At 59.2% G+C, this 17,035-nt stretch carries 21 protein-coding genes; 5 read left to right on the forward strand and 16 right to left on the reverse strand.

The genetic code is table 11. The annotated features are described in order from the left end of the window. Nucleotides 1–192: 192 nt before the first annotated feature. The gene (prmC, locus tag ACR1XY_RS01530) at nt 193–1,035 is read right to left on the reverse strand and encodes a peptide chain release factor N(5)-glutamine methyltransferase (RefSeq protein ID WP_480589427.1); all 843 of its coding nucleotides are present in this window, start codon (nt 1,033–1,035) and stop codon (nt 193–195) included. Next, nucleotides 1,032–2,087 carry a peptide chain release factor 1 gene (prfA, locus tag ACR1XY_RS01535; protein ID WP_480589428.1) on the reverse strand — a complete coding sequence of 352 codons (1,056 nt, stop codon included), beginning with the start codon at nt 2,085–2,087 and terminating at the stop codon, nt 1,032–1,034. The genes prmC and prfA overlap by 4 nt, the downstream gene beginning before the upstream one ends. 63 nt (nt 2,088–2,150) lie before the next feature. On the opposite strand from prfA, the gene ACR1XY_RS01540 reads away from it, so the two are divergent. Beyond that, nucleotides 2,151–2,441, forward strand: a complete 291-nt coding sequence (locus ACR1XY_RS01540; RefSeq protein ID WP_480589430.1) for a hypothetical protein — start codon at nt 2,151–2,153, stop codon at nt 2,439–2,441. A 3-nt stretch (nt 2,442–2,444) separates the two neighbouring features. Here the strand turns inward: ACR1XY_RS01540 and ACR1XY_RS01545 are convergent, their stop codons facing one another. The 5 genes from ACR1XY_RS01545 to ACR1XY_RS01565 all read right to left on the reverse strand — a co-directional run bounded on the left by ACR1XY_RS01545 (nt 2,445) and on the right by ACR1XY_RS01565 (nt 6,448). Next, nucleotides 2,445–2,792, reverse strand: a complete 348-nt coding sequence (locus tag ACR1XY_RS01545) for a DUF6404 family protein (protein WP_480589432.1) — start codon at nt 2,790–2,792, stop codon at nt 2,445–2,447. Between the two features lie 35 nt (nt 2,793–2,827). Next, nucleotides 2,828–3,232 (reverse strand): DUF1499 domain-containing protein, encoded by a 405-nt coding sequence (locus ACR1XY_RS01550; protein ID WP_480589434.1) that lies wholly within the window; start codon nt 3,230–3,232, stop codon nt 2,828–2,830. 63 nt (nt 3,233–3,295) lie between these two features. Beyond that, nucleotides 3,296–4,243: an agmatinase gene (gene speB, locus ACR1XY_RS01555; RefSeq protein ID WP_480589436.1), complete on the reverse strand. Its 948-nt coding sequence runs from the start codon at nt 4,241–4,243 to the stop codon at nt 3,296–3,298. Between the two features lie 63 nt (nt 4,244–4,306). Continuing rightward, nucleotides 4,307–5,272 (reverse strand): agmatinase, encoded by a 966-nt coding sequence (speB, locus tag ACR1XY_RS01560; RefSeq protein WP_480589438.1) that lies wholly within the window; start codon nt 5,270–5,272, stop codon nt 4,307–4,309. 12 nt (nt 5,273–5,284) lie between these two features. Continuing rightward, nucleotides 5,285–6,448 (reverse strand): M20 aminoacylase family protein, encoded by a 1,164-nt coding sequence (locus tag ACR1XY_RS01565; protein WP_480589440.1) that lies wholly within the window; start codon nt 6,446–6,448, stop codon nt 5,285–5,287. A gap of 66 nt (nt 6,449–6,514) precedes the next feature. On the opposite strand from ACR1XY_RS01565, the gene mazG reads away from it, so the two are divergent. The 3 genes from mazG (at nt 6,515) to ACR1XY_RS01580 (ending at nt 8,823) form a co-directional block, all read left to right on the forward strand. Further along, the gene (gene mazG, locus ACR1XY_RS01570; protein WP_480589442.1) at nt 6,515–7,372 is read left to right on the forward strand and encodes a nucleoside triphosphate pyrophosphohydrolase; all 858 of its coding nucleotides are present in this window, start codon (nt 6,515–6,517) and stop codon (nt 7,370–7,372) included. A gap of 63 nt (nt 7,373–7,435) precedes the next feature. After that, the gene (locus tag ACR1XY_RS01575) at nt 7,436–8,377 is read left to right on the forward strand and encodes a nucleoside hydrolase (protein ID WP_480589444.1); all 942 of its coding nucleotides are present in this window, start codon (nt 7,436–7,438) and stop codon (nt 8,375–8,377) included. Beyond that, nucleotides 8,374–8,823, forward strand: coding sequence for a GNAT family N-acetyltransferase (locus ACR1XY_RS01580; protein WP_480589446.1), 450 nt, complete (start codon nt 8,374–8,376; stop codon nt 8,821–8,823). Before ACR1XY_RS01575 ends, ACR1XY_RS01580 begins: the two co-directional genes overlap by 4 nt. 49 nt (nt 8,824–8,872) lie before the next feature. On the opposite strand, the gene ACR1XY_RS01585 is transcribed toward ACR1XY_RS01580, so the two are convergent. From ACR1XY_RS01585 to ACR1XY_RS01625, 9 genes are all read right to left on the reverse strand, one after another. After that, entirely contained in the window at nt 8,873–9,040 is a 168-nt protein-coding gene (locus tag ACR1XY_RS01585; protein WP_480589448.1) for a hypothetical protein, read from the reverse strand. 177 nt (nt 9,041–9,217) lie between these two features. Further along, nucleotides 9,218–9,895 carry a haloacid dehalogenase type II gene (locus ACR1XY_RS01590; RefSeq protein ID WP_480589450.1) on the reverse strand — a complete coding sequence of 226 codons (678 nt, stop codon included), beginning with the start codon at nt 9,893–9,895 and terminating at the stop codon, nt 9,218–9,220. Between the two features lie 59 nt (nt 9,896–9,954). After that, nucleotides 9,955–11,232 (reverse strand): phosphopyruvate hydratase, encoded by a 1,278-nt coding sequence (gene eno / locus ACR1XY_RS01595; RefSeq protein WP_480589452.1) that lies wholly within the window; start codon nt 11,230–11,232, stop codon nt 9,955–9,957. 145 nt (nt 11,233–11,377) lie between these two features. Next, a complete protein-coding gene (locus ACR1XY_RS01600) occupies nt 11,378–12,259 on the reverse strand; it encodes a DMT family transporter (protein WP_480589454.1) in 882 nt (293 codons plus the stop codon). Nucleotides 12,260–12,396: 137 nt separating this feature from the next. Further along, nucleotides 12,397–12,810, reverse strand: a complete 414-nt coding sequence (locus tag ACR1XY_RS01605) for a Fur family transcriptional regulator (RefSeq protein WP_480589456.1) — start codon at nt 12,808–12,810, stop codon at nt 12,397–12,399. Nucleotides 12,811–12,865: 55 nt separating this feature from the next. After that, complete coding sequence (locus ACR1XY_RS01610) at nt 12,866–13,588, reverse strand: endonuclease/exonuclease/phosphatase family protein (RefSeq protein ID WP_480589458.1); 723 nt, start codon at nt 13,586–13,588, stop codon at nt 12,866–12,868. 47 nt (nt 13,589–13,635) lie between these two features. Next, nucleotides 13,636–13,998, reverse strand: coding sequence for a cupin domain-containing protein (locus ACR1XY_RS01615; protein ID WP_480589460.1), 363 nt, complete (start codon nt 13,996–13,998; stop codon nt 13,636–13,638). 191 nt (nt 13,999–14,189) lie between these two features. Next, on the reverse strand, nt 14,190–15,029 hold the full coding sequence (locus tag ACR1XY_RS01620; RefSeq protein ID WP_480589461.1) for an isocitrate lyase/PEP mutase family protein: 840 nt from the start codon (nt 15,027–15,029) through the stop codon (nt 14,190–14,192). A gap of 79 nt (nt 15,030–15,108) precedes the next feature. Then, complete coding sequence (locus tag ACR1XY_RS01625; RefSeq protein WP_480589499.1) at nt 15,109–16,527, reverse strand: protein adenylyltransferase SelO; 1,419 nt, start codon at nt 16,525–16,527, stop codon at nt 15,109–15,111. 87 nt (nt 16,528–16,614) lie between these two features. Here ACR1XY_RS01625 and ACR1XY_RS01630 point away from each other — a divergent pair, with 87 nt between their 5' ends. Continuing rightward, a complete protein-coding gene (locus ACR1XY_RS01630) occupies nt 16,615–17,034 on the forward strand; it encodes a cupin domain-containing protein (protein WP_480589462.1) in 420 nt (139 codons plus the stop codon). The last annotated feature ends 1 nt before the right edge of the window (nt 17,035 follow it).

A 17,035-nucleotide genomic window follows, 5' to 3' on the forward strand; every position in this document is an offset into this window, starting at 1 on the left:
CTGCTCAATGGCTTTAGCCGTCACGCGATGTCGACTTTTTTGGGCTTGGCGTCAGGGGCCCGCTGAAACAGCGTCAACCTCTCCGACTATCTCTGAGTAAGCATGTCCAGCGCGCGCAGACAAGAGGTTTGTCCAAAAATTTGCAGCTTTTTTACATTAATCGGCGTTTTTCAGCCTCACCTCACACCGTATTTACGGCAATCTGGCCAGAACTACACGATCACGGCCATCCAGATCGGGAATGATACGCGTTTCGGCCAATCCCGCCGCCTGAAACAAGGATGCGACGCTTTGACCCTGTGTCGGGCCAATTTCTACCAGAATCCGCCCACCCGACATCAGGAAATCCGGCGCTGCGGCCGCAATATAGCGGTACGCGCCAAGCCCGTCGCCCTCATCCGTCAGGGCCATCCGGGGCTCATGCTCACGCACTTCGGGCGACAGGTCGTCCATTTCGGAAAGCGAAATATACGGCGGATTTGAAACAATCAGGTCGAATTCGCCTTCAATGTTCTCAAACCAGTCCGAGCGCAATATCTCAACGCGTCCCTGCACCTGATGCTGTACCGCGTTGGCGCTGGCTTGCAAACAGGCGGATTCGCTCAAATCCGCACCGATCCCACTGGCGCTGGTGCGCTCGGCCAGCAGCGTGATCAGGATGCAGCCGGAGCCAGTGCCCAGGTCCAGCACATGATCGAACGGTTCGCTTAGCGCCGCCTCGATCAGGGTCTCGGTTTCGGGCCGCGGATCCAGCACGTCACGGCTGACACGAAACTGGCGACCATAGAATTCACGCTCACCCAACAGATGCGACACCGGCACCCGAATAGCCCGCAGCGAGATCAACTGGTCATAGCGTTCGGCAATTTCGGGCGAGAGTTCCTCGGGCGCGATCAGCGTGACACGGCTGGCCTCGATCCGTGCGGCATGGGCCAGCAATACCCGTGCGTCCCGCGCCGGATCGGCCACCCCTGCGGCACGCAGGCGCGCGGTGGCGACGACCATTGCCTGCGCTGCTGTCAAAGCCGCGATCATTGCGCCATCTCCGCCAGCAAACGCGCCTGATCGTCGGCGGTCAGCGCGTCGATTACCTCGTCCAGATCGCCCTGCATGACCTGATCCAGCTTATACAGCGTCAGATTAATGCGGTGATCTGTCATACGGCCCTGCGGGAAGTTATAGGTTCTGATCCGTTCGGACCGGTCGCCCGAACCTACCTGACTGGCACGATCCGCAGAGCGTTCGCTGTCGATGCGTTGCCGCTCCAGATCATACAGGCGCGTTTTCAGCACCTGCATCGCGATCTCGCGGTTGCGATGCTGAGACTTCTCGGAACTGGTCACCACCAGACCGGTCGGTAGGTGCGTGATCCGCACAGCCGAATCTGTGGTGTTCACGTGCTGCCCGCCCGCGCCGGAACTACGCATGGTGTCGATGCGAATGTCATTGGCATCAATCTGGATGTCCACATCCTCGGCCTCGGGCAGAACCGCCACGGTGGCGGCCGATGTATGGATGCGCCCGCCGCTTTCGGTTTCCGGGACGCGCTGCACCCGGTGTACTCCGGATTCGTATTTCAACCGGGCAAAGACATTGTCGCCCTTGATATGGGCCACCACTTCTTTGATCCCGCCCAAGTCCGACGCCTGTTCCTCGATAATCTCGAACTGCCATCCGCGTGCTTCGGCATAGCGCTGATACATGCGCAGCAAATCACCCGCGAACAGCGCGGCCTCATCCCCGCCGGTGCCTGGACGGATTTCCAGCATCGCGGGTCGCGCATCGGCCTCATCCCGGGGCAGCAGTGCCAGTTGCAGAGCATGTTCCGCCTGGGGGATGCGGGCCTGAAGGTCGGGGATTTCCTCCTCGGCCAGTTCTTTCATGTCGGGGTCGGCCAGCATCACCTCGGCCTCGGCCAGATCGGCGACCAGCTGCCGCCAGGCCATGATCTGATCAACTACCGGCTTGAGGTCCGAGTATTCCTTGGCCAAAGCCGCAATATCGCCGCCCGAGGCGCCGTCTGCCATGGCCGCTTCGAGGTACTGGAATCGCTGGGTTATCTGTTCAAGGCGTTCTTCGGGGATCATTCGCGCGGTGTCTATCAATCCGAAGCTTTGGTCAAGTGCCGTCCCTGTGCTAAGCTGACGCGTATGACACGTTTGGCGCTTGTATTCCTGCTGTGCGCGACCCCTGCCATGGCCGATGTTGTCGGCCCCAAAGGCAAGGTACAAGACTGTTATTGCACCGATAAATCGGGATCGCGCATCGAGTTGGGCGAGATGATCTGCCTGCAGGTCGATGGACGCATGTTCACCGCCCAGTGCCAGATGTCGCTGAATGTGCCGATGTGGCGCGAGGTGTCCGAGGGATGCCTGTCTTCAAATTTACAAACTGACAGGCCTACCCCGGACGCGCCCAATAATCCTGCTAGCGCCCTATAGGTGTTAAAAGTCTTCCCAGTTGCTTAAATTCTGCCGCTTGCGCTGCCGAAGGATCGTGATTTCGGACAATCCCGTAAGAAAATAACCGAATGCAGCGGACATCAGAACGAACATCGCCAGCAAGCACATGGGAACATCGGTCACCAAGAACATTGCCAGCCCCCAAACACCACCAAGGATCAGTGGATCATAGGCAAATCGAGATACTGTCGTTCGGTAATACTGAGGTCGTGGCTCGAACCCGATTTTCCTGAGAATACGGGTAATCGGCGGCGTCACACCCCTTTCCTGTAGTCCCGCACTCTCCAGCTCAGCAGTTGCGCGTTGATACTTTCTTTCATAGTCACTCATACTACCCATATGGGAATAAATTACGTGAATTCAACCTATTGAAGAACCGCCAGCCACCCATCGACCCGGGTTTTGTTCACGCCAAAATCCTTCCGGCCGAACCTCAGGCGGGCGTGGATTCGAAGTGTATCCCCGTCCTGCTGAACGGTTGTGTAATCGGGAAAACCGATCACCTTGGTGCGGGTGACATAGGTGACCATCCCCTCATCCACCGACCCGGCAAGTACGGTGGTGCGCGGCGCGCGCCTTGCAATCGAGTCCAGCCGGGCCAAGCCATCCGGCCCGGTCTCAATCACCCGAAAGACGCCGCCTTGCATGTCGAGATCGGCCTCGACAACGGGTGCAACATGCCAAATCCCGGGATCGGCTGGGGCCAAACGAATATAGGCACCCACTAGCACCACCAGACCAACGATCAGCCAAAACACCGTTTTCTTCATCCCGAAACCGTTCTTTTGACAAGCATTATTCGCAAAGGCACGTCGGACAAGGTACCGATCCCCCTACCGTTGCGTCACGCCGGGAAGAATGCACAGCATCTCGAACAGCAGGTTCGCGGCCGTCAGCGCCGTGTTGCCAGTGGGGTCATAGGGCGGAGAAACCTCGACCAGATCGCAGCCCACCACATTCATGCCGGCCATCGCGTGGATCAGTTGCAGCGCCTGCGGTGTGGTCAGGCCGCCGATCTCGGGTGTGCCGGTGCCGGGTGCAAAGGACGGGTCGAGGCTGTCGATGTCATAGGAAATATAGGTCAGGTGATCCCCGACCGTTTTACGGATTTGTGAACCAATCTCGGTCAGGTTCTGCTGCCACAGCTCCCACGCCGGGAACTGGCGGAAGCCCCAGCCCTTGGCCTCGGTGAAATCGCTGGCAGCATAGCCCGAGCCGCGAATGCCGATCTGGAAGGTTTTGTCGGGGACGATCAACCCTTCCTCACAGGCGCGGCGAAACACTGTGCCGTGGGTTTCCTTTTCTCCGAACATCTCGTCATTCACGTCTGCATGGGCGTCCACATGCACCAGCGCCACCGGGCCGTGTTTGGCCGCAATCGCCCGCAGGATCGGCAGGGTGATCGAGTGGTCCCCTCCCATCGCAACAGGTGTCACGCCCTGCGCCAGAATGGCGTCATAGCTTTCCTTGATGATCTTGAGGCTATCGGCCAGCGAAAACGTATTGATCGCCAGATCGCCGATATCCGCGATTTGCAGGCTGTCGAACGGAGCCGCGGAGTTGGCCATGTTATAAGGCCGGATCATCGCGCTTTCACTGCGGATCTGTTTGGGTCCGAACCGTGTGCCCGACCGCCACGAAGTGCCGATATCCATCGGAATGCCCAGAACGGCCACATCCAGCCCGGCCAGCGTATCCGCCTGTGGCAGGCGCATGAATGTGTTCGGCCCGGAAAACCGCGCCAGATCATTGCCGCTGATGGGTTGGTTAAACTCTGTCATGCCCGTATGTCTCCCGTCCGGCCTTTTGGTTAACCTGATAGCGGAAAGTTGGCTAACCAATGGTTAAGGCCGCAGCTTGTTCCACCCCAACAGGCAAATAATCTGCGTCGCTACATGGGCCCCCGCAATCGCCGTCGCGCCGGATGTGTCATAGGGCGGAGACACCTCGACCACGTCGCCGCCCTTTATGTTGATCCCGGCGATATCACGCAGGATGATCTGCGCCTGAATGGAACTCAGCCCGCCCCAGACCGGCGTGCCGGTGCCCGGGGCAAAGGCCGGGTCCAGGCCGTCGATGTCAAAGCTCAGGTAGACTGGGCTGTCGCCCAGAATGCCTTTGATCTTTTGCGCCACGGCGGCGGGGCCGGATTCGTAGACCTCGCGCGCGTCGATGATGTTGACGCCCAGCGTGTCCTCATTTGTGGTGCGGATACCGACCTGAACCGAGCGTTTCGGGTCCACGATCCCCGACTTAACCGCCTTGTAGAACATGGTTCCGTGATCCACGCGGGTCATGTCGTCATCGGCCCAGGTATCCGTATGCGCATCGAATTGCAGCAGAGACATGGGGCCGTATTTCTCGGCATAGGCTTTCAGGATCGGGAAGCTGATATAGTGATCCCCACCCAGTGAAACCGAGGCCACGTCGGCCTCCAGAATGGTTCGGATGTGATCGGTCAGAGTATCCGGAAAAGCCGGGATATTGGCGTAGTCATAGGCCACATCCCCATAGTCCACGATAGCCAACTCGCTGAGCGCATCAAATGGCCAGCCATAGGGCGCATCCGGTGATTGCAGCGCGCTGGCCTCTCGGATGGCCCGGGGCCCCAGCCGGGTGCCGGGGCGGTTGGTCACCGCCTGGTCGAACGGAACACCGGTCACGGCAATATCGACACCCTTCAGATCCTTGGTGTAAAGCCGCCGCAGAAACGAGGTAGCGCCGCCAAAGGTGTTCTCGAATGACAACCCTTTGAGGTCCGGGTTGGTGAACGCCTCATCCACCTGATTTTTTGCGTCTTCCAGTGCCATGTCTTTCCCCTATCAACCCAGCGGCTGCGCCTTTTCCACGATCCGTGCAAAGAACGAAGCTCCCACCGGCGCGATCTCGTCGTTGAAATTGTATTTCGGATGGTGCAGACCAGCTCCCTCGCCCTGCCCAAGGAACAGATAGGCGCCCGGTCTAGCTTGCAGCATGTACGAGAAATCCTCGGCCCCCATCTCGCGACCCGCATTGGCAGTCACGCGGTCAGCGCCTGAGATTTCGCGGGCCACGCCAGCGGCGAAACCTGCCTTTTCAACGTCGTTGATCGTGGCTGGGTAATTCACCTCATAGTCAAACCGGGCCTCAACCCCGTAAGAGGCCGCCTGCCCCTGCACGATCTGCTCCATCCGTTCCATTACCATTTTCTGAACGGCCGGATCAAAGGTACGCACGGTACCGTTGATGTAGGCCGTATCCGGAATCACGTTATTAACTGTACCGGTGTGGATTTGCGTGACCGAGACGACCAGATCATCCAAAGCATAGTGGTTTCGGCTGACAATGGTCTGGATCGCCTGCGCGATACCACAGGCGGCCATCACAGGATCGCGTGTCTCATGCGGCATAGCCCCGTGCCCACCAACCCCCTGAATATAAACGTGAAACGTGTCCACCGCTGCCATAATTGGACCCGGTGTCGTGTGAAAATCTCCCACAGGAATCCCCGGCGCATTGTGCAGCGCATAGATCTCAGAAATGTCGAACCGGTCCATGATCCCCTCTTCGACCATTACACCGGCACCGCCGCCATCTTCTTCGGCAGGTTGAAAAATCAACGCGACGCGGCCCGCAAAGTTCCGTGTCTCAGCCAGATAACGTGCGGCCCCCAGCAACATCGCGGTGTGCCCGTCGTGGCCGCAGGCGTGCATCTTGCCGGGCTTCTTCGAGGCATATTCGACACCGGTCTCCTCGGGGATCGGCAACGCATCCATATCGGCACGCAAGCCGATGGTCGGGCCTTCGGCCTGCCCGTTGATGATTGCCACAATACCGGTTTTGGCGATCCCATCGTGCATTTCATCCACGCCAAATTCACGCAAGCGCTCTGCGACAAAGGCTGCCGTCTCATGACATTCAAACTCCAGTTCGGGGATGGAATGCAGGTGCTGCCGCCACGCGGCCATATCGGCAGAGAAATCGGCAATTCGGTTGACGACGGGCATCTGGGGTGGACTCCTGATCCTGACTGCGGAATGGATGCATCTGACACCGGAAAGAAAGGGTTCGCAATGGCCGAAAATCCTCTGATCCATGACAGCGATGCGGGTATCGAGCGTTTGCTGGAAATCATGCGCCGCCTGCGCGACCCAGAAAACGGCTGCCCGTGGGACATCGAACAGGACTTCTCGACCATCGCGCCCTACACGATCGAAGAGGCTTATGAGGTCGCGGACGCTATCGAACGAAACGCCTATGACGAGTTGAAGGGAGAGTTGGGCGATCTGCTGTTCCAATCCGTCTTCCACGCGCAAATGGCTGAAGAAGCAGGGCATTTCAGCTTTCAGGACGTGGTACGCACGATGTCGGACAAGATGGTTGCCCGCCACCCGCATGTCTTCGGCGACGAATCCCGTGACAAATCCGCCGAACAGCAGACCGTGGATTGGGAAACCATCAAAGCCGCCGAGCGCGCAGGCAAAGAGCAGAAAGGCGCACTGGACGGGGTGGCCGCAAACCTGCCCGCCCTTTTGCGCGCCCACAAACTGCAGAAACGTGCGGCCCGCGTCGGATTCGACTGGCCCGATGCCAGCCATGTGCTGGCCAAGATCACCGAAGAGGCCGCCGAATTGGAAGAGGCGCGCAACAGTATGGACCAGGACGCGCTCGAGGACGAGTTCGGTGATCTTCTCTTTGTGATGGTCAATTTGGGTAGGCATCTGGGGATCGAGCCCGAGGCCGCCCTGCGCCGCACCAACGCCAAGTTCACGCGACGGTTCGAACAGGTCGAGACACGTTTGGCTGCACGGGGAAAAACCCCGTCTCAAAGCGATTTAGCCGAGATGGACGCGCTCTGGGACGAGGTGAAAACCGAAGAGCATCGCGCCAACGGCAAACTCCCGCCTGTGGACGCCACGACCGGGGCTTGAAACCGCTGGACAAGCGCGGTGACACTTGCGAGTGTCCGCGCTTCAATACCCCGGAGGCAGAGCATGGCAGCCCGCAAAATCATCATCGACACCGACCCCGGACAGGACGACGCCGTCGCCATTCTGTTGGCGCTGGCCAGCCCGGATGAGATTGATGTTCTGGGCATCACGGCTGTGGCCGGAAACGTGCCGCTGGAGCTGACCGCAAAGAACGCGCGGATCGTCTGTGAACTTGCCGGGCGCACGGATATCCCTGTTTACGCCGGGTGTGATCGCCCTTTGAATCGGCCTTTGGTGACAGCCGAGCATGTGCACGGCAAGACCGGGCTGGACGGCCCTGTGCTGCCCGACCCCGAGATGCCACTGACCGATGGGCACGCGGTCGACTTTATCATCGACACCCTGCGCGCGCATGAACCCGGGACGATAACGCTCTGTCCGCTTGGGCCGCTGACCAACATTGCCACCGCTTTCCAGAAAGCGCCCGACATCATCGATCGCGTTCAGGAAATCGTGTTGATGGGTGGGGCGTATTTTCAGGTCGGCAATATCACTCCCACCGCCGAGTTCAACATTTACGTTGATCCGGAAGCTGCTGAAATTGTGTTTAAATCCGGCGTTCATATCGTGGTGATGCCGTTGGATGTCACGCATGATGCCCTGGTCACCAAACACCGCAACGAAGCCTTCCGCGCACTGGACTCAAAAGTCGGCCATGCGGTTGCCGAGATGACAGATTTCTTCGAACGGTTCGATAAGGAAAAATACGGCTCTGAGGGCGCGCCGTTGCACGATCCCTGCGTGACTGCCTATCTGATCCGACCCGAGCTCTTCTCGGGTCGCCACATCAACGTTCAGATCGAAACGCAATCCGATCTCACACTTGGGATGACCGTCGCGGACTGGTGGCGTGTCACGGATCATCCGCCCAACGCCATGTTCATGGGCGAAATCGACGCCGACGGATTCTTTGACCTGCTAACAGAAAGGCTGGCCCGCCTATGAGCGCCGCACTGAAACTCGCCCGCCCCGAAGATCTGGATCGCCTGATGGGGCTGGTCGCGGCCTTTCACACCGAGGCCGGAATTGAGCAGGACGCCGACCAACGCCGCGAGGCATTGGCCCCTCTGCTTGAGGGTATCCCCCACGGCTGCATCTACCTGATCGGACCCGGCCGCGCACCGCTGGGCTATATCGTCCTGACCTTCGGTTGGTCGGTTGAATTCGGCGGCATGGACGGGTTTGTCGACGAGATATACATCCGCCCCGCTGTTCGCGGACGCGGGATCGCGAGCGAAGTTCTGCTGGACCTGCCCAAAGCCTTGGCCGGGGCTGGCCTTACCGCGCTGCATCTGGAAGTCGACCGTACCAACGAAGCCACTCAGAACCTGTATCTGCGCACCGGCTTCAGACCGCGTGAGCGTTACATGCTGATGACCAGAAAGCTCTGACGAACGTCCCCATCACGATCGCAAATATCCATGATTGGCTCAATAGCGCCTAGCGGGACTCGCCGCGGAAGATATATGTGGGTGTGTCCATTTTCTGAACCGGATCATTTGCAGACACCGGATCGCCGGTAATCGGGTAAGTGTCCGGCCCTGCGCAAGCCGCCAAGAATACAGTGCCGATCACTGAGGCTACGAGAAGGAATTTCGAACCAGTCATGGTGTTCTCCTTTCTGTTCTGCCGGCAGAATATGTCAGCTCAATTTGATACAAATAGGAAAAAGTTCACACATAACCTGATTTATGTCGGTAAAAAGTCCGTTTTCGGAAAAAGTAACCGCCTTTTGAGGACGTTACGCAATCAAGTTTTTCTAGTTTTTTTGGGCGCGAGCCACTCTCAACCAAGCCTGTCGGCCAGATCTGCAAAATCTTTGGCGACAATATCCCAATTCCCTTCGGCCTGCAGGTCATGGGATTGGGAGGGTCCGTGCTCGGTCGGGCGGGCCACAAAAGCGGTTTTCAAACCGGCCTGCCGGGCCGCGTACAGGTCATCGTTATGCGCGGCGACCATCATGACCTGATCGGGGCTCAGACGCAGCGCTGCACAACTCGCCTGATACACTTGTGGTTTGGGTTTGTAATCCCGCGCAATCTCGGCCCCAAGAATACAGTCCCAAGGCAGTCCGCCATACTTCGCAAGTCGGGTCATCAACGCAATGGAGCCATTGGAACAGGGTGCGACGATCCGATTGCGTTTCAGCGCTAGCAGACCGGCGACCACATCGGGCCAAGGGTCCAGTCTTTCCCATGCTGCCGTCAGATCGGCGGGGTTCGGGACGGTAACACCAAATCGGGTTGCGACGAGTTCCAGGTTTTCGCGGTGCAGATCGTCCAGGGGCACATAGCCCCTGCCCCCTTCACGGATGGCTGCCATGGAGGGATCGTATTCCGCCCGCCACGCATCGGCGAATTCCAGAGCGTCCAGTTCCGGCAAAACCGTAGCCACTTCGCGCGCTATGGAACTACGCCAGTCAACGCAGGTGCCAAATACGTCAAAGATCAACGCTTCTACCATGACCTGGTCCCCGTCCTGACAAGCCCTGCCCGGATTCAGGCAGGGCTGTGTTCGCCGGATTACCGCTTAAGGATCGAGGCTCCGGCATATTCAGCAACCTCGCCCAGCGATTCCTCGATGCGGATCAGTTGGTTGTATTTCGCCAACCGGTCCGACCGCGCCAGCGAGCCGGTTTTGATCTGACCGCAATTGGTCGCCACCGCCAGATCGGCAATGGTGGCATCCTCGGTCTCGCCCGAGCGGTGCGACATCACGTTGGTATAACGGGCACGGTGGGCCATATCGACGGCGCGCAGGGTCTCGGTCAGCGAACCGATCTGGTTCACCTTGACCAGCATCGAATTCGCGCAGCCACGCTCGATCCCCTCTGCCAGACGCTCGGGGTTGGTCACGAACAGATCGTCGCCCACCAACTGCACCTTGTCGCCGATCATATCGGTCAAGGCCTTCCAGCCGTCCCAGTCATCCTCGGACATGCCGTCTTCGATCGAGATGATCGGATAGTCATTGACCAGCGCCGCCAGGTATGCCGCATTCTCTTCCGAGCTCAGAGAGATCCCCTCGCCCGCCAGCACGTACTTGCCGTCCTTGAAGTATTCGGTCGCGGCGCAATCCAGCGCCAGATGTATCTCCTCACCCGGCTTGTAGCCTGCCTTTTCGATGGACTTCAGAATGAAATCCAACGCTTCGCGGGTGCTGGCGATGTTCGGGGCAAAACCGCCTTCGTCACCGACGCCGGTGGCCAGACCAGCGGCCGAGAGTTCCTTTTTCAGAGTGTGGAAGACTTCCGAACCCATGCGCACCGCCTCGCGGATATTGGCGGCCGAGGTCGGCATGATCATGAATTCCTGAATGTCGATCGGGTTGTCCGCATGCTCGCCGCCATTGATGATGTTCATCATCGGCACAGGCAGAACGCGGGCCGAGGTGCCGCCGACATAGCGATACAAAGGCTGCGTGGTGAAATCCGCCGCCGCCTTGGCGGTTGCCAGCGAGACACCCAAAATGGCGTTGGCACCCAGTCGGCCCTTGTTCTCGGTCCCGTCCAGTTCGATCATCGCCTCGTCGATAGCAACCTGTTCGGTCGCGTCGAAGCCCACCAGTTCTTCGGCGATCTCGCCGTTCACGGCGGCGACAGCTTCCAGCACGCCCTTGCCCATGTAGCGGGCCTTGTCACCGTCACGCTTTTCCACCGCCTCATAGGCACCGGTTGACGCGCCCGAGGGCACAGCGGCGCGGCCCATGGTGCCGTCTTCCAGGATCACGTCCACTTCGACCGTCGGATTACCCCGGCTATCCAGAATTTCGCGTGCGTGAATGTCGATGATGGTGCTCATGAGGCCCGTCCCTGTGGCTGCAATAAGTTGCATGCCTCATACCATCACCGGGTAAAAAGTAAACCGGTCATGTTATCGCTAACAGGTATATAATCGGAGCTTTAGGGCTAACAGGTTCCTGTTTGCGCCAACGTGCGACGATCCGTCAGGCCGCGACGGCCAGTTCACGGGCCAGCTTGCGCTCTCGGATAAAGGTGTACATGCCCGACCCCATGATCAACGCCGCCCCGGCGAAGGTCAGGAAATCAGGGCGCTCCCCGAACATCAGCATCCCTGCCATGATCGAAAAGATCAGCCGGGTATAGCGGAAAGGCATCAGGGCCGAAGCCTCGCCGATCCGCATGGCGGTGACGATGCCGTAATACCCAAGCACACCGAATCCGACGGCGCCCAGATAAGGGCCGAGTTGCGCCGATTGCAGCGGAATGACGGGCTGCGCCGAAAACACCATCAGCGCCACTCCCGACACGGCCACTGCAAGATAGGCCTGCAGAGCCACAACCGAAGACGCGATCCGCGGATCAAGCTTGCGGGTGATCAGGTCCCGCGCGGCGATGGCGATTACGGTTGCCACCACGAACAGGGAGTCGGGTTGAAACCCTTCAAATCCCGGCCGAATGATCATCAGAACGCCGATGAAGCCCAGCCCGACGGCGCTCCAACGCCGCCAGCCGACCTTTTCCCCCAGAAACAGCGCCGCGCCCATGGTGACGGCCAGCGGCATCGCCTGAAACACGGCGGCCACGGTAGACAGATCAACCAGCGACAGCGCGGTAACAAAGGTCAGCGCCCCAACCATCTCGGTCGCAGCGCGTGCCAGCGGCAAGGGCTGCCAGGCCAGAGGATCAAGGATGCGCTTGCGGGTGACCACAGCCAACAAACCGAACAGAATCCCACAGACAACGCCCAGAACAACCATGATCTGACCGGTCGGCACGGTGACCGACAGCAGCTTGATGAACATATCCTCAAGCGCAAAAGCCGCCATAGCGCCGACGACCAGCAAAATGCCGTTTACGTTGTTCATGGTCATTTCCGTAAATCTCTGCGGCCCTATTCGCCGCCCCTTATGTCACCCAAAACGCAAGACACCCATTCAAGCAAGCATTATCCGACGGGAAATCATGATTTCCCGTGGGCCTGCCGTTCGTGTTTGGTGATGGATCAGTCCTGGTCCAGCGGCACGCCGTACAGTTCCAGCCGGTGGCCCTTCAGCTTATAGCCCAGTTTGGCGGCTATTTTTTCCTGCAGCGCTTCGATCTCGGGGTCTACGAATTCGATCACCTCGCCCGATTGCATGTCGATCAGGTGGTCGTGGTGGTCCCGCTCGGCATCTTCATAGCGCGCGCGCCCGTCACCGAATTCCAGACGCTCAAGAATCCCGGCCTCTTCGAACAGTTTCACGGTTCGATAGACGGTAGCGATGGAAATCCCCGAATCCACCTTGGAGGCGCGGGAATACAGCTCCTCGACATCCGGATGATCTTCGCTTTGTTGCAAAACCTGTGCGATCGTGCGGCGCTGGCCGGTCATGCGCAGGCCTTTGGCTTCGCATCGGGCGATGATCGTGTCGGACATATGTGATCCCCAGAGTAGTTCGGGTTTCTGTCTTAATACGTCTGGGCGGCTGGCGCTACCGGGGAATTGCGGTTTCCCGCGCCGCCCGCAAATCGGCCCAGATCGGCAGGTGGTCAGAGGCGATATGCGCTGGCCGCGCATCGTGGACGCCATGCACCACGGCCTCAAGCCCCACGCCCAGCGCGATCCGGTCCAGTGCCCCCAAGGGTTGCGCGGCCGGGAAGCTTGGAACGGGCGGTAAAAAGCGCATGTCAGGGGCTAGGTGATCCAGCACCGGTTGTCGCGACCATTCGTTGAAATCGCCGGCCCAGACGGTGGGCATATGGTCCAGATCATTGTCAAAACGACGGATATGGGTGATCTGCTGGCGCCGGGACGCAGGCAACAACCCCAAATGCATTCCCATCACCCGCAATGGCCCGATATGTGTGTCGAACTCTACCCGTACCGCGCCCCGGGGCTCCAACCCCGGCAGGTCGTGGTGACCGGCCTGCCGGACCCGGATCGCGTCCCCACGCCAAATCACGGCGTTACCGTGCCAGCCCAGACTGCCCGCGCCGCCCAGATCGACAATCTGCCACCCGGCCTCATCCAGCATGAAATGCGGCAAGGCGGCGGGACGCGGCGGCAGGCGTTTATCGGCTTCTTGCAGCACCACGATATCCGCCTTCATGCTTTCGATAACCTGCATGATGCGTTGCGGTTGCCGCCGAAAATCCAGACCAACACATTTCTGGATGTTATAGCTGGCGATGCGCAGGGTTGAGGATTGGATCATGGATGTCCTGTGATTGGCATGTAACAGTGCGCGGCAACCGGTTTCTCTCAAAACTGCGTAACCATTAAATTGACGGGTTCGCCCCCTTCGGCGGATGAGGCATGACCCGTTCCGGTAATGTCCTCTGCCCAGAACAGATCACCGGCCGTAAAGTCGCGAACCTCACCCGACCCCGCCTGAACGCGAAACGTCCCCGACAGAACCGTCGCAAGCTGCCGCTTGGGAGAGCGGTGCTGTATTCCTTTCCACCCTGCAGGCAATGTGAGGAAGACAAAGCGCGAGGCGTCAAACTCGCCGGACACGTGGAAAGGCGCGGCGGGCGGGGCAAAGGTCTTGAGTTCCAGATCAATGTCCCGGTCTTCAAAATACGAAAGGCCCTCTGCGTCTTCCAACAACAAGGAGTAGCGCATTATGTGCTCCTTAAATCAAATTAGAGTTTTCCCCCGAAACACCCATTATGCAGCATTCTTCTTTGAGGGTAAGTCGGAGGGCGGTTGGATCTGGTGTTTCTTTCAGTTTTCCCCCAGTTCACAAGGTACGACGGGGAACTCTCATTCCTTCCCACATTTCGGCTTCTCTGCCGTTGAGTATCAAAAGGAAGTCATCGTCGATCCGATAACTTGCGTTGCGACATCACCGCGCTGATTTCATCTCCGGGCATCGCATCACGGGCATAAGTGAAGGTTCCGTTGACCCTGACCTCATGCGCGGCACGCTGTAACGCCCCAAACGCAGCGCGGGCGAACGACCCTCCCACGCTGATCCGCCTCACTCCGGCGTCTGACAGTTGCGCCACGGTATACGACGGAGCCTGCAGCCCCATGACGACATTCACGGGCTTGTCCACAGCGCTGCATACCGTTCGAATAGCGTCGATATCCGGAAGACCGGGCGCGTATAAAACATCGGCCCCAGCATCCGAGAACGCCTGCAGGCGGTTGATTGTTTCTGACAGGTCTTTTTGTCCCCACAGAAAACCCTCGGCCCGGGCGGTCAACAGAAATGGTTTTCCCCGAACAGCATCCGCAGCTGCACGAATGCGGTCGACCGCAATGGGTAGCGCGTAGATCGGATCACTTTCATCACCCGTCGCATCCTCGATGGACCCACCGACCAAGCCGACCTCGATCGCCTGCCCGATCGTCTCTGCGCAGGTTTCGGGAGCAGCGCCAAACCCATCTTCCAAATCGGCAGTGATTGGCAAATCCGTCGCCCGAACGATTGCGGCCGCATTTAACAGAATTTCCTCTCGCCCAAGGCTGGCAAATGAATCCCGCTTACCATTGGAAAAGGCGTATCCGGCACTTGTTGTTGCCAATGCGTCGAACCCCATGCTGGCCAGCAACCGCGCAGAGCCCACATCCCAAGGGTTCGGAATAACAAACGCTTCGTCCTTGTCGTGAAGCGCTTTGAAGCGTTCGAATTTTGTATCCTGGTTCACTTTGCATCCTCTTGGCAGCGGGAAGTATATCTATCCGGAACAAGCAGAGAACCCTTTTCTCAGCCGCTTGAAGACCTACTCACGTCCCGCAGAATGTCGCGTGGACCACTTCCTTTTCGGTCGGAGGATAGGTCAGATCGACCGCCTCGGGCTGATCGCTGTAGGGTTGCGCCAGAACCTTAGTCATACGAAGAAACGGGGCATAATCCCCCTGAACGGCGGCCTGTATCATCTGTTCAACCCGGTGGTTGCGCGGGATGAAAGCCGGGTTGGCGTCGTTCATCACCGCCTGTGGGTCCTGTTCCCGTTCCAGTCGTGTTTGCCAGCCAACAGTCCATGCGTCATAGGCCTCGGGCTTCAGGAACTGATCGCGGGCCTTATCACCCCCCAGCGCCCGGAACGTGTTGGTGAAATCGGCGCGGCTCTCGGCCATACGGGTCAGCAGATCGGAGATCAGGGCTTCGTCGCTTTCCTCTTTGGTGGTCAGCCCGACCTTGGCGCGGAACCGCCCCAGCCATTCCTGATGGATCAGACCCGGCATGGCGTGCACGATCTCGGTGGCTTCTTCGACGGCGGCCTCGGGTTCATTGACCTGTTGGATCAGGGCGGTGGCCAGTTGCGCCAAATTCCACACCGCAATGTCCGGCTGGTTGGAATAGGCATAGCGCCCCATCTGGTCGATCGAACTGTAGACCGTATTCGGATGATAACTGTCCATGAAGGCGCAGGGCCCATAATCGATGGTTTCCCCGGCAATCGAGCAATTGTCGGTATTCATCACTCCATGGATGAACCCGACGCTCATCCACTGCGCGATCAAACGCGCTTGCGCATCCCGCACTCCGCGCAACAGACCCATTGGTCCCTCGGCACCCGGATAGTGCCGGGCAATTGCGTAATCGGTCAGTTTCCGCAGGTTTTCAGTCTGCCCGCGTCCGGCGAAGACCTGAAACGTCCCCACACGCAGATGGCTTTGCGCCACGCGGGTCAGCACCGCGCCGGGCATCGGGCCTTCGCGGAAAACGATCTCTCCGGACTCAACCGCCGCAAGGGCGCGGGTGGTCGGAATGCCCAGCGCGTGCATCGCCTCGGACACCACGTATTCGCGTAGCACTGGCCCCAGCCAGGCCCGGCCATCCCCCCTGCGGCTGAACGGCGTCGGGCCAGAGCCCTTCAGCTGGATGTCCCGCCGGATACCATCCGTTCCGACCGTCTCACCCAACAAAACCGCGCGCCCGTCGCCAAGCTGAGGGTTATAGCTGCCAAACTGATGCCCCGAGTAAAGCTGCGCAATCGGCTCGGCCCCCTCGGGCAGCGTGTTTCCAGCGAACGTTTCGGCCATCTCGTGCACGTCACCAGGGGTGACACGCAGAATACGCGCCAATTCCTCGTTGAACGCCACAAGACGCGGCGCGCGCACCGGTATTGGCGCTTGCCGCGCATAGAAGCTGTTGGGAAGCCGGGCGTAGCTGTTGTCAAACGGGATCGTCAGGGTCATGTCGCAAACATATTGCTGAACCACACGAATACCATAGCGGATCGCACCTGCGCGTGCATAATCACCGCATATGACAATGAGGCCCCAATGACCGCGCAAGAAATCATCGATCACCTGAACCTGTCCCGCCATCCCGAGGGGGGCTGGTTCCGCGAAACATGGCGCGCGGATAACGAAGGCCGCGCCACTGGCACATGCATTTATTTCCTGCTGCCAAAAGGTGAGCGCAGCCACTGGCACCGCGTAGATGCGACTGAGATCTGGCTGTACCACGCCGGTGCGCCGCTGACCCTGTCGCTCAGCCCAACGGATGACGGCCCCGCGACCGACCATCTGCTGACCCCGGACCTGACCAAGGGTGCACCGCAGGTCATCGTGCCCAAGAACCACTGGCAATCGGCGCAAACCACCGGAGACTTCACTCTGGTCAGTTGCACCGTCTCTCCAGGGTTCGAGTTCGACGGGTTTGTTCTGGCTGAGCCGGTTTTTGATATTCCCCGCAGCTAAA

This window comes from Ruegeria sp. AD11(2025), assembly GCF_056542405.1.

Bases quoted from the DNA above. Each gene is read 5' to 3' on its own strand.
- ACR1XY_RS01605 (WP_480589456.1), bottom strand. From the start codon at position 12,810: ATGTCCGACACGATCATCGCCCGATGCGAAGCCAAAGGCCTGCGCATG.
- ACR1XY_RS01575 (WP_480589444.1), top strand. From the start codon at position 7,436: ATGGCAGCCCGCAAAATCATCATCGACACCGACCCCGGACAGGACGAC.
- eno (WP_480589452.1), bottom strand. From the start codon at position 11,232: ATGAGCACCATCATCGACATTCACGCACGCGAAATTCTGGATAGCCGG.
- speB (WP_480589438.1), bottom strand. From the start codon at position 5,272: ATGGCACTGGAAGACGCAAAAAATCAGGTGGATGAGGCGTTCACCAAC.
- ACR1XY_RS01550 (WP_480589434.1), bottom strand. From the start codon at position 3,232: ATGAAGAAAACGGTGTTTTGGCTGATCGTTGGTCTGGTGGTGCTAGTG.
- speB (WP_480589436.1), bottom strand. From the start codon at position 4,243: ATGACAGAGTTTAACCAACCCATCAGCGGCAATGATCTGGCGCGGTTT.
- ACR1XY_RS01590 (WP_480589450.1), bottom strand. From the start codon at position 9,895: ATGGTAGAAGCGTTGATCTTTGACGTATTTGGCACCTGCGTTGACTGG.
- prfA (WP_480589428.1), bottom strand. From the start codon at position 2,087: ATGATCCCCGAAGAACGCCTTGAACAGATAACCCAGCGATTCCAGTAC.
- ACR1XY_RS01600 (WP_480589454.1), bottom strand. From the start codon at position 12,259: ATGAACAACGTAAACGGCATTTTGCTGGTCGTCGGCGCTATGGCGGCT.
- ACR1XY_RS01565 (WP_480589440.1), bottom strand. From the start codon at position 6,448: ATGCCCGTCGTCAACCGAATTGCCGATTTCTCTGCCGATATGGCCGCG.
- ACR1XY_RS01540 (WP_480589430.1), top strand. From the start codon at position 2,151: ATGACACGTTTGGCGCTTGTATTCCTGCTGTGCGCGACCCCTGCCATG.
- ACR1XY_RS01625 (WP_480589499.1), bottom strand. From the start codon at position 16,527: ATGACCCTGACGATCCCGTTTGACAACAGCTACGCCCGGCTTCCCAAC.
- ACR1XY_RS01545 (WP_480589432.1), bottom strand. From the start codon at position 2,792: ATGAGTGACTATGAAAGAAAGTATCAACGCGCAACTGCTGAGCTGGAG.
- mazG (WP_480589442.1), top strand. From the start codon at position 6,515: ATGGCCGAAAATCCTCTGATCCATGACAGCGATGCGGGTATCGAGCGT.
- ACR1XY_RS01580 (WP_480589446.1), top strand. From the start codon at position 8,374: ATGAGCGCCGCACTGAAACTCGCCCGCCCCGAAGATCTGGATCGCCTG.
- ACR1XY_RS01610 (WP_480589458.1), bottom strand. From the start codon at position 13,588: ATGATCCAATCCTCAACCCTGCGCATCGCCAGCTATAACATCCAGAAA.
- ACR1XY_RS01630 (WP_480589462.1), top strand. From the start codon at position 16,615: ATGACCGCGCAAGAAATCATCGATCACCTGAACCTGTCCCGCCATCCC.
- ACR1XY_RS01615 (WP_480589460.1), bottom strand. From the start codon at position 13,998: ATGCGCTACTCCTTGTTGTTGGAAGACGCAGAGGGCCTTTCGTATTTT.
- prmC (WP_480589427.1), bottom strand. From the start codon at position 1,035: ATGATCGCGGCTTTGACAGCAGCGCAGGCAATGGTCGTCGCCACCGCG.
- ACR1XY_RS01585 (WP_480589448.1), bottom strand. From the start codon at position 9,040: ATGACTGGTTCGAAATTCCTTCTCGTAGCCTCAGTGATCGGCACTGTA.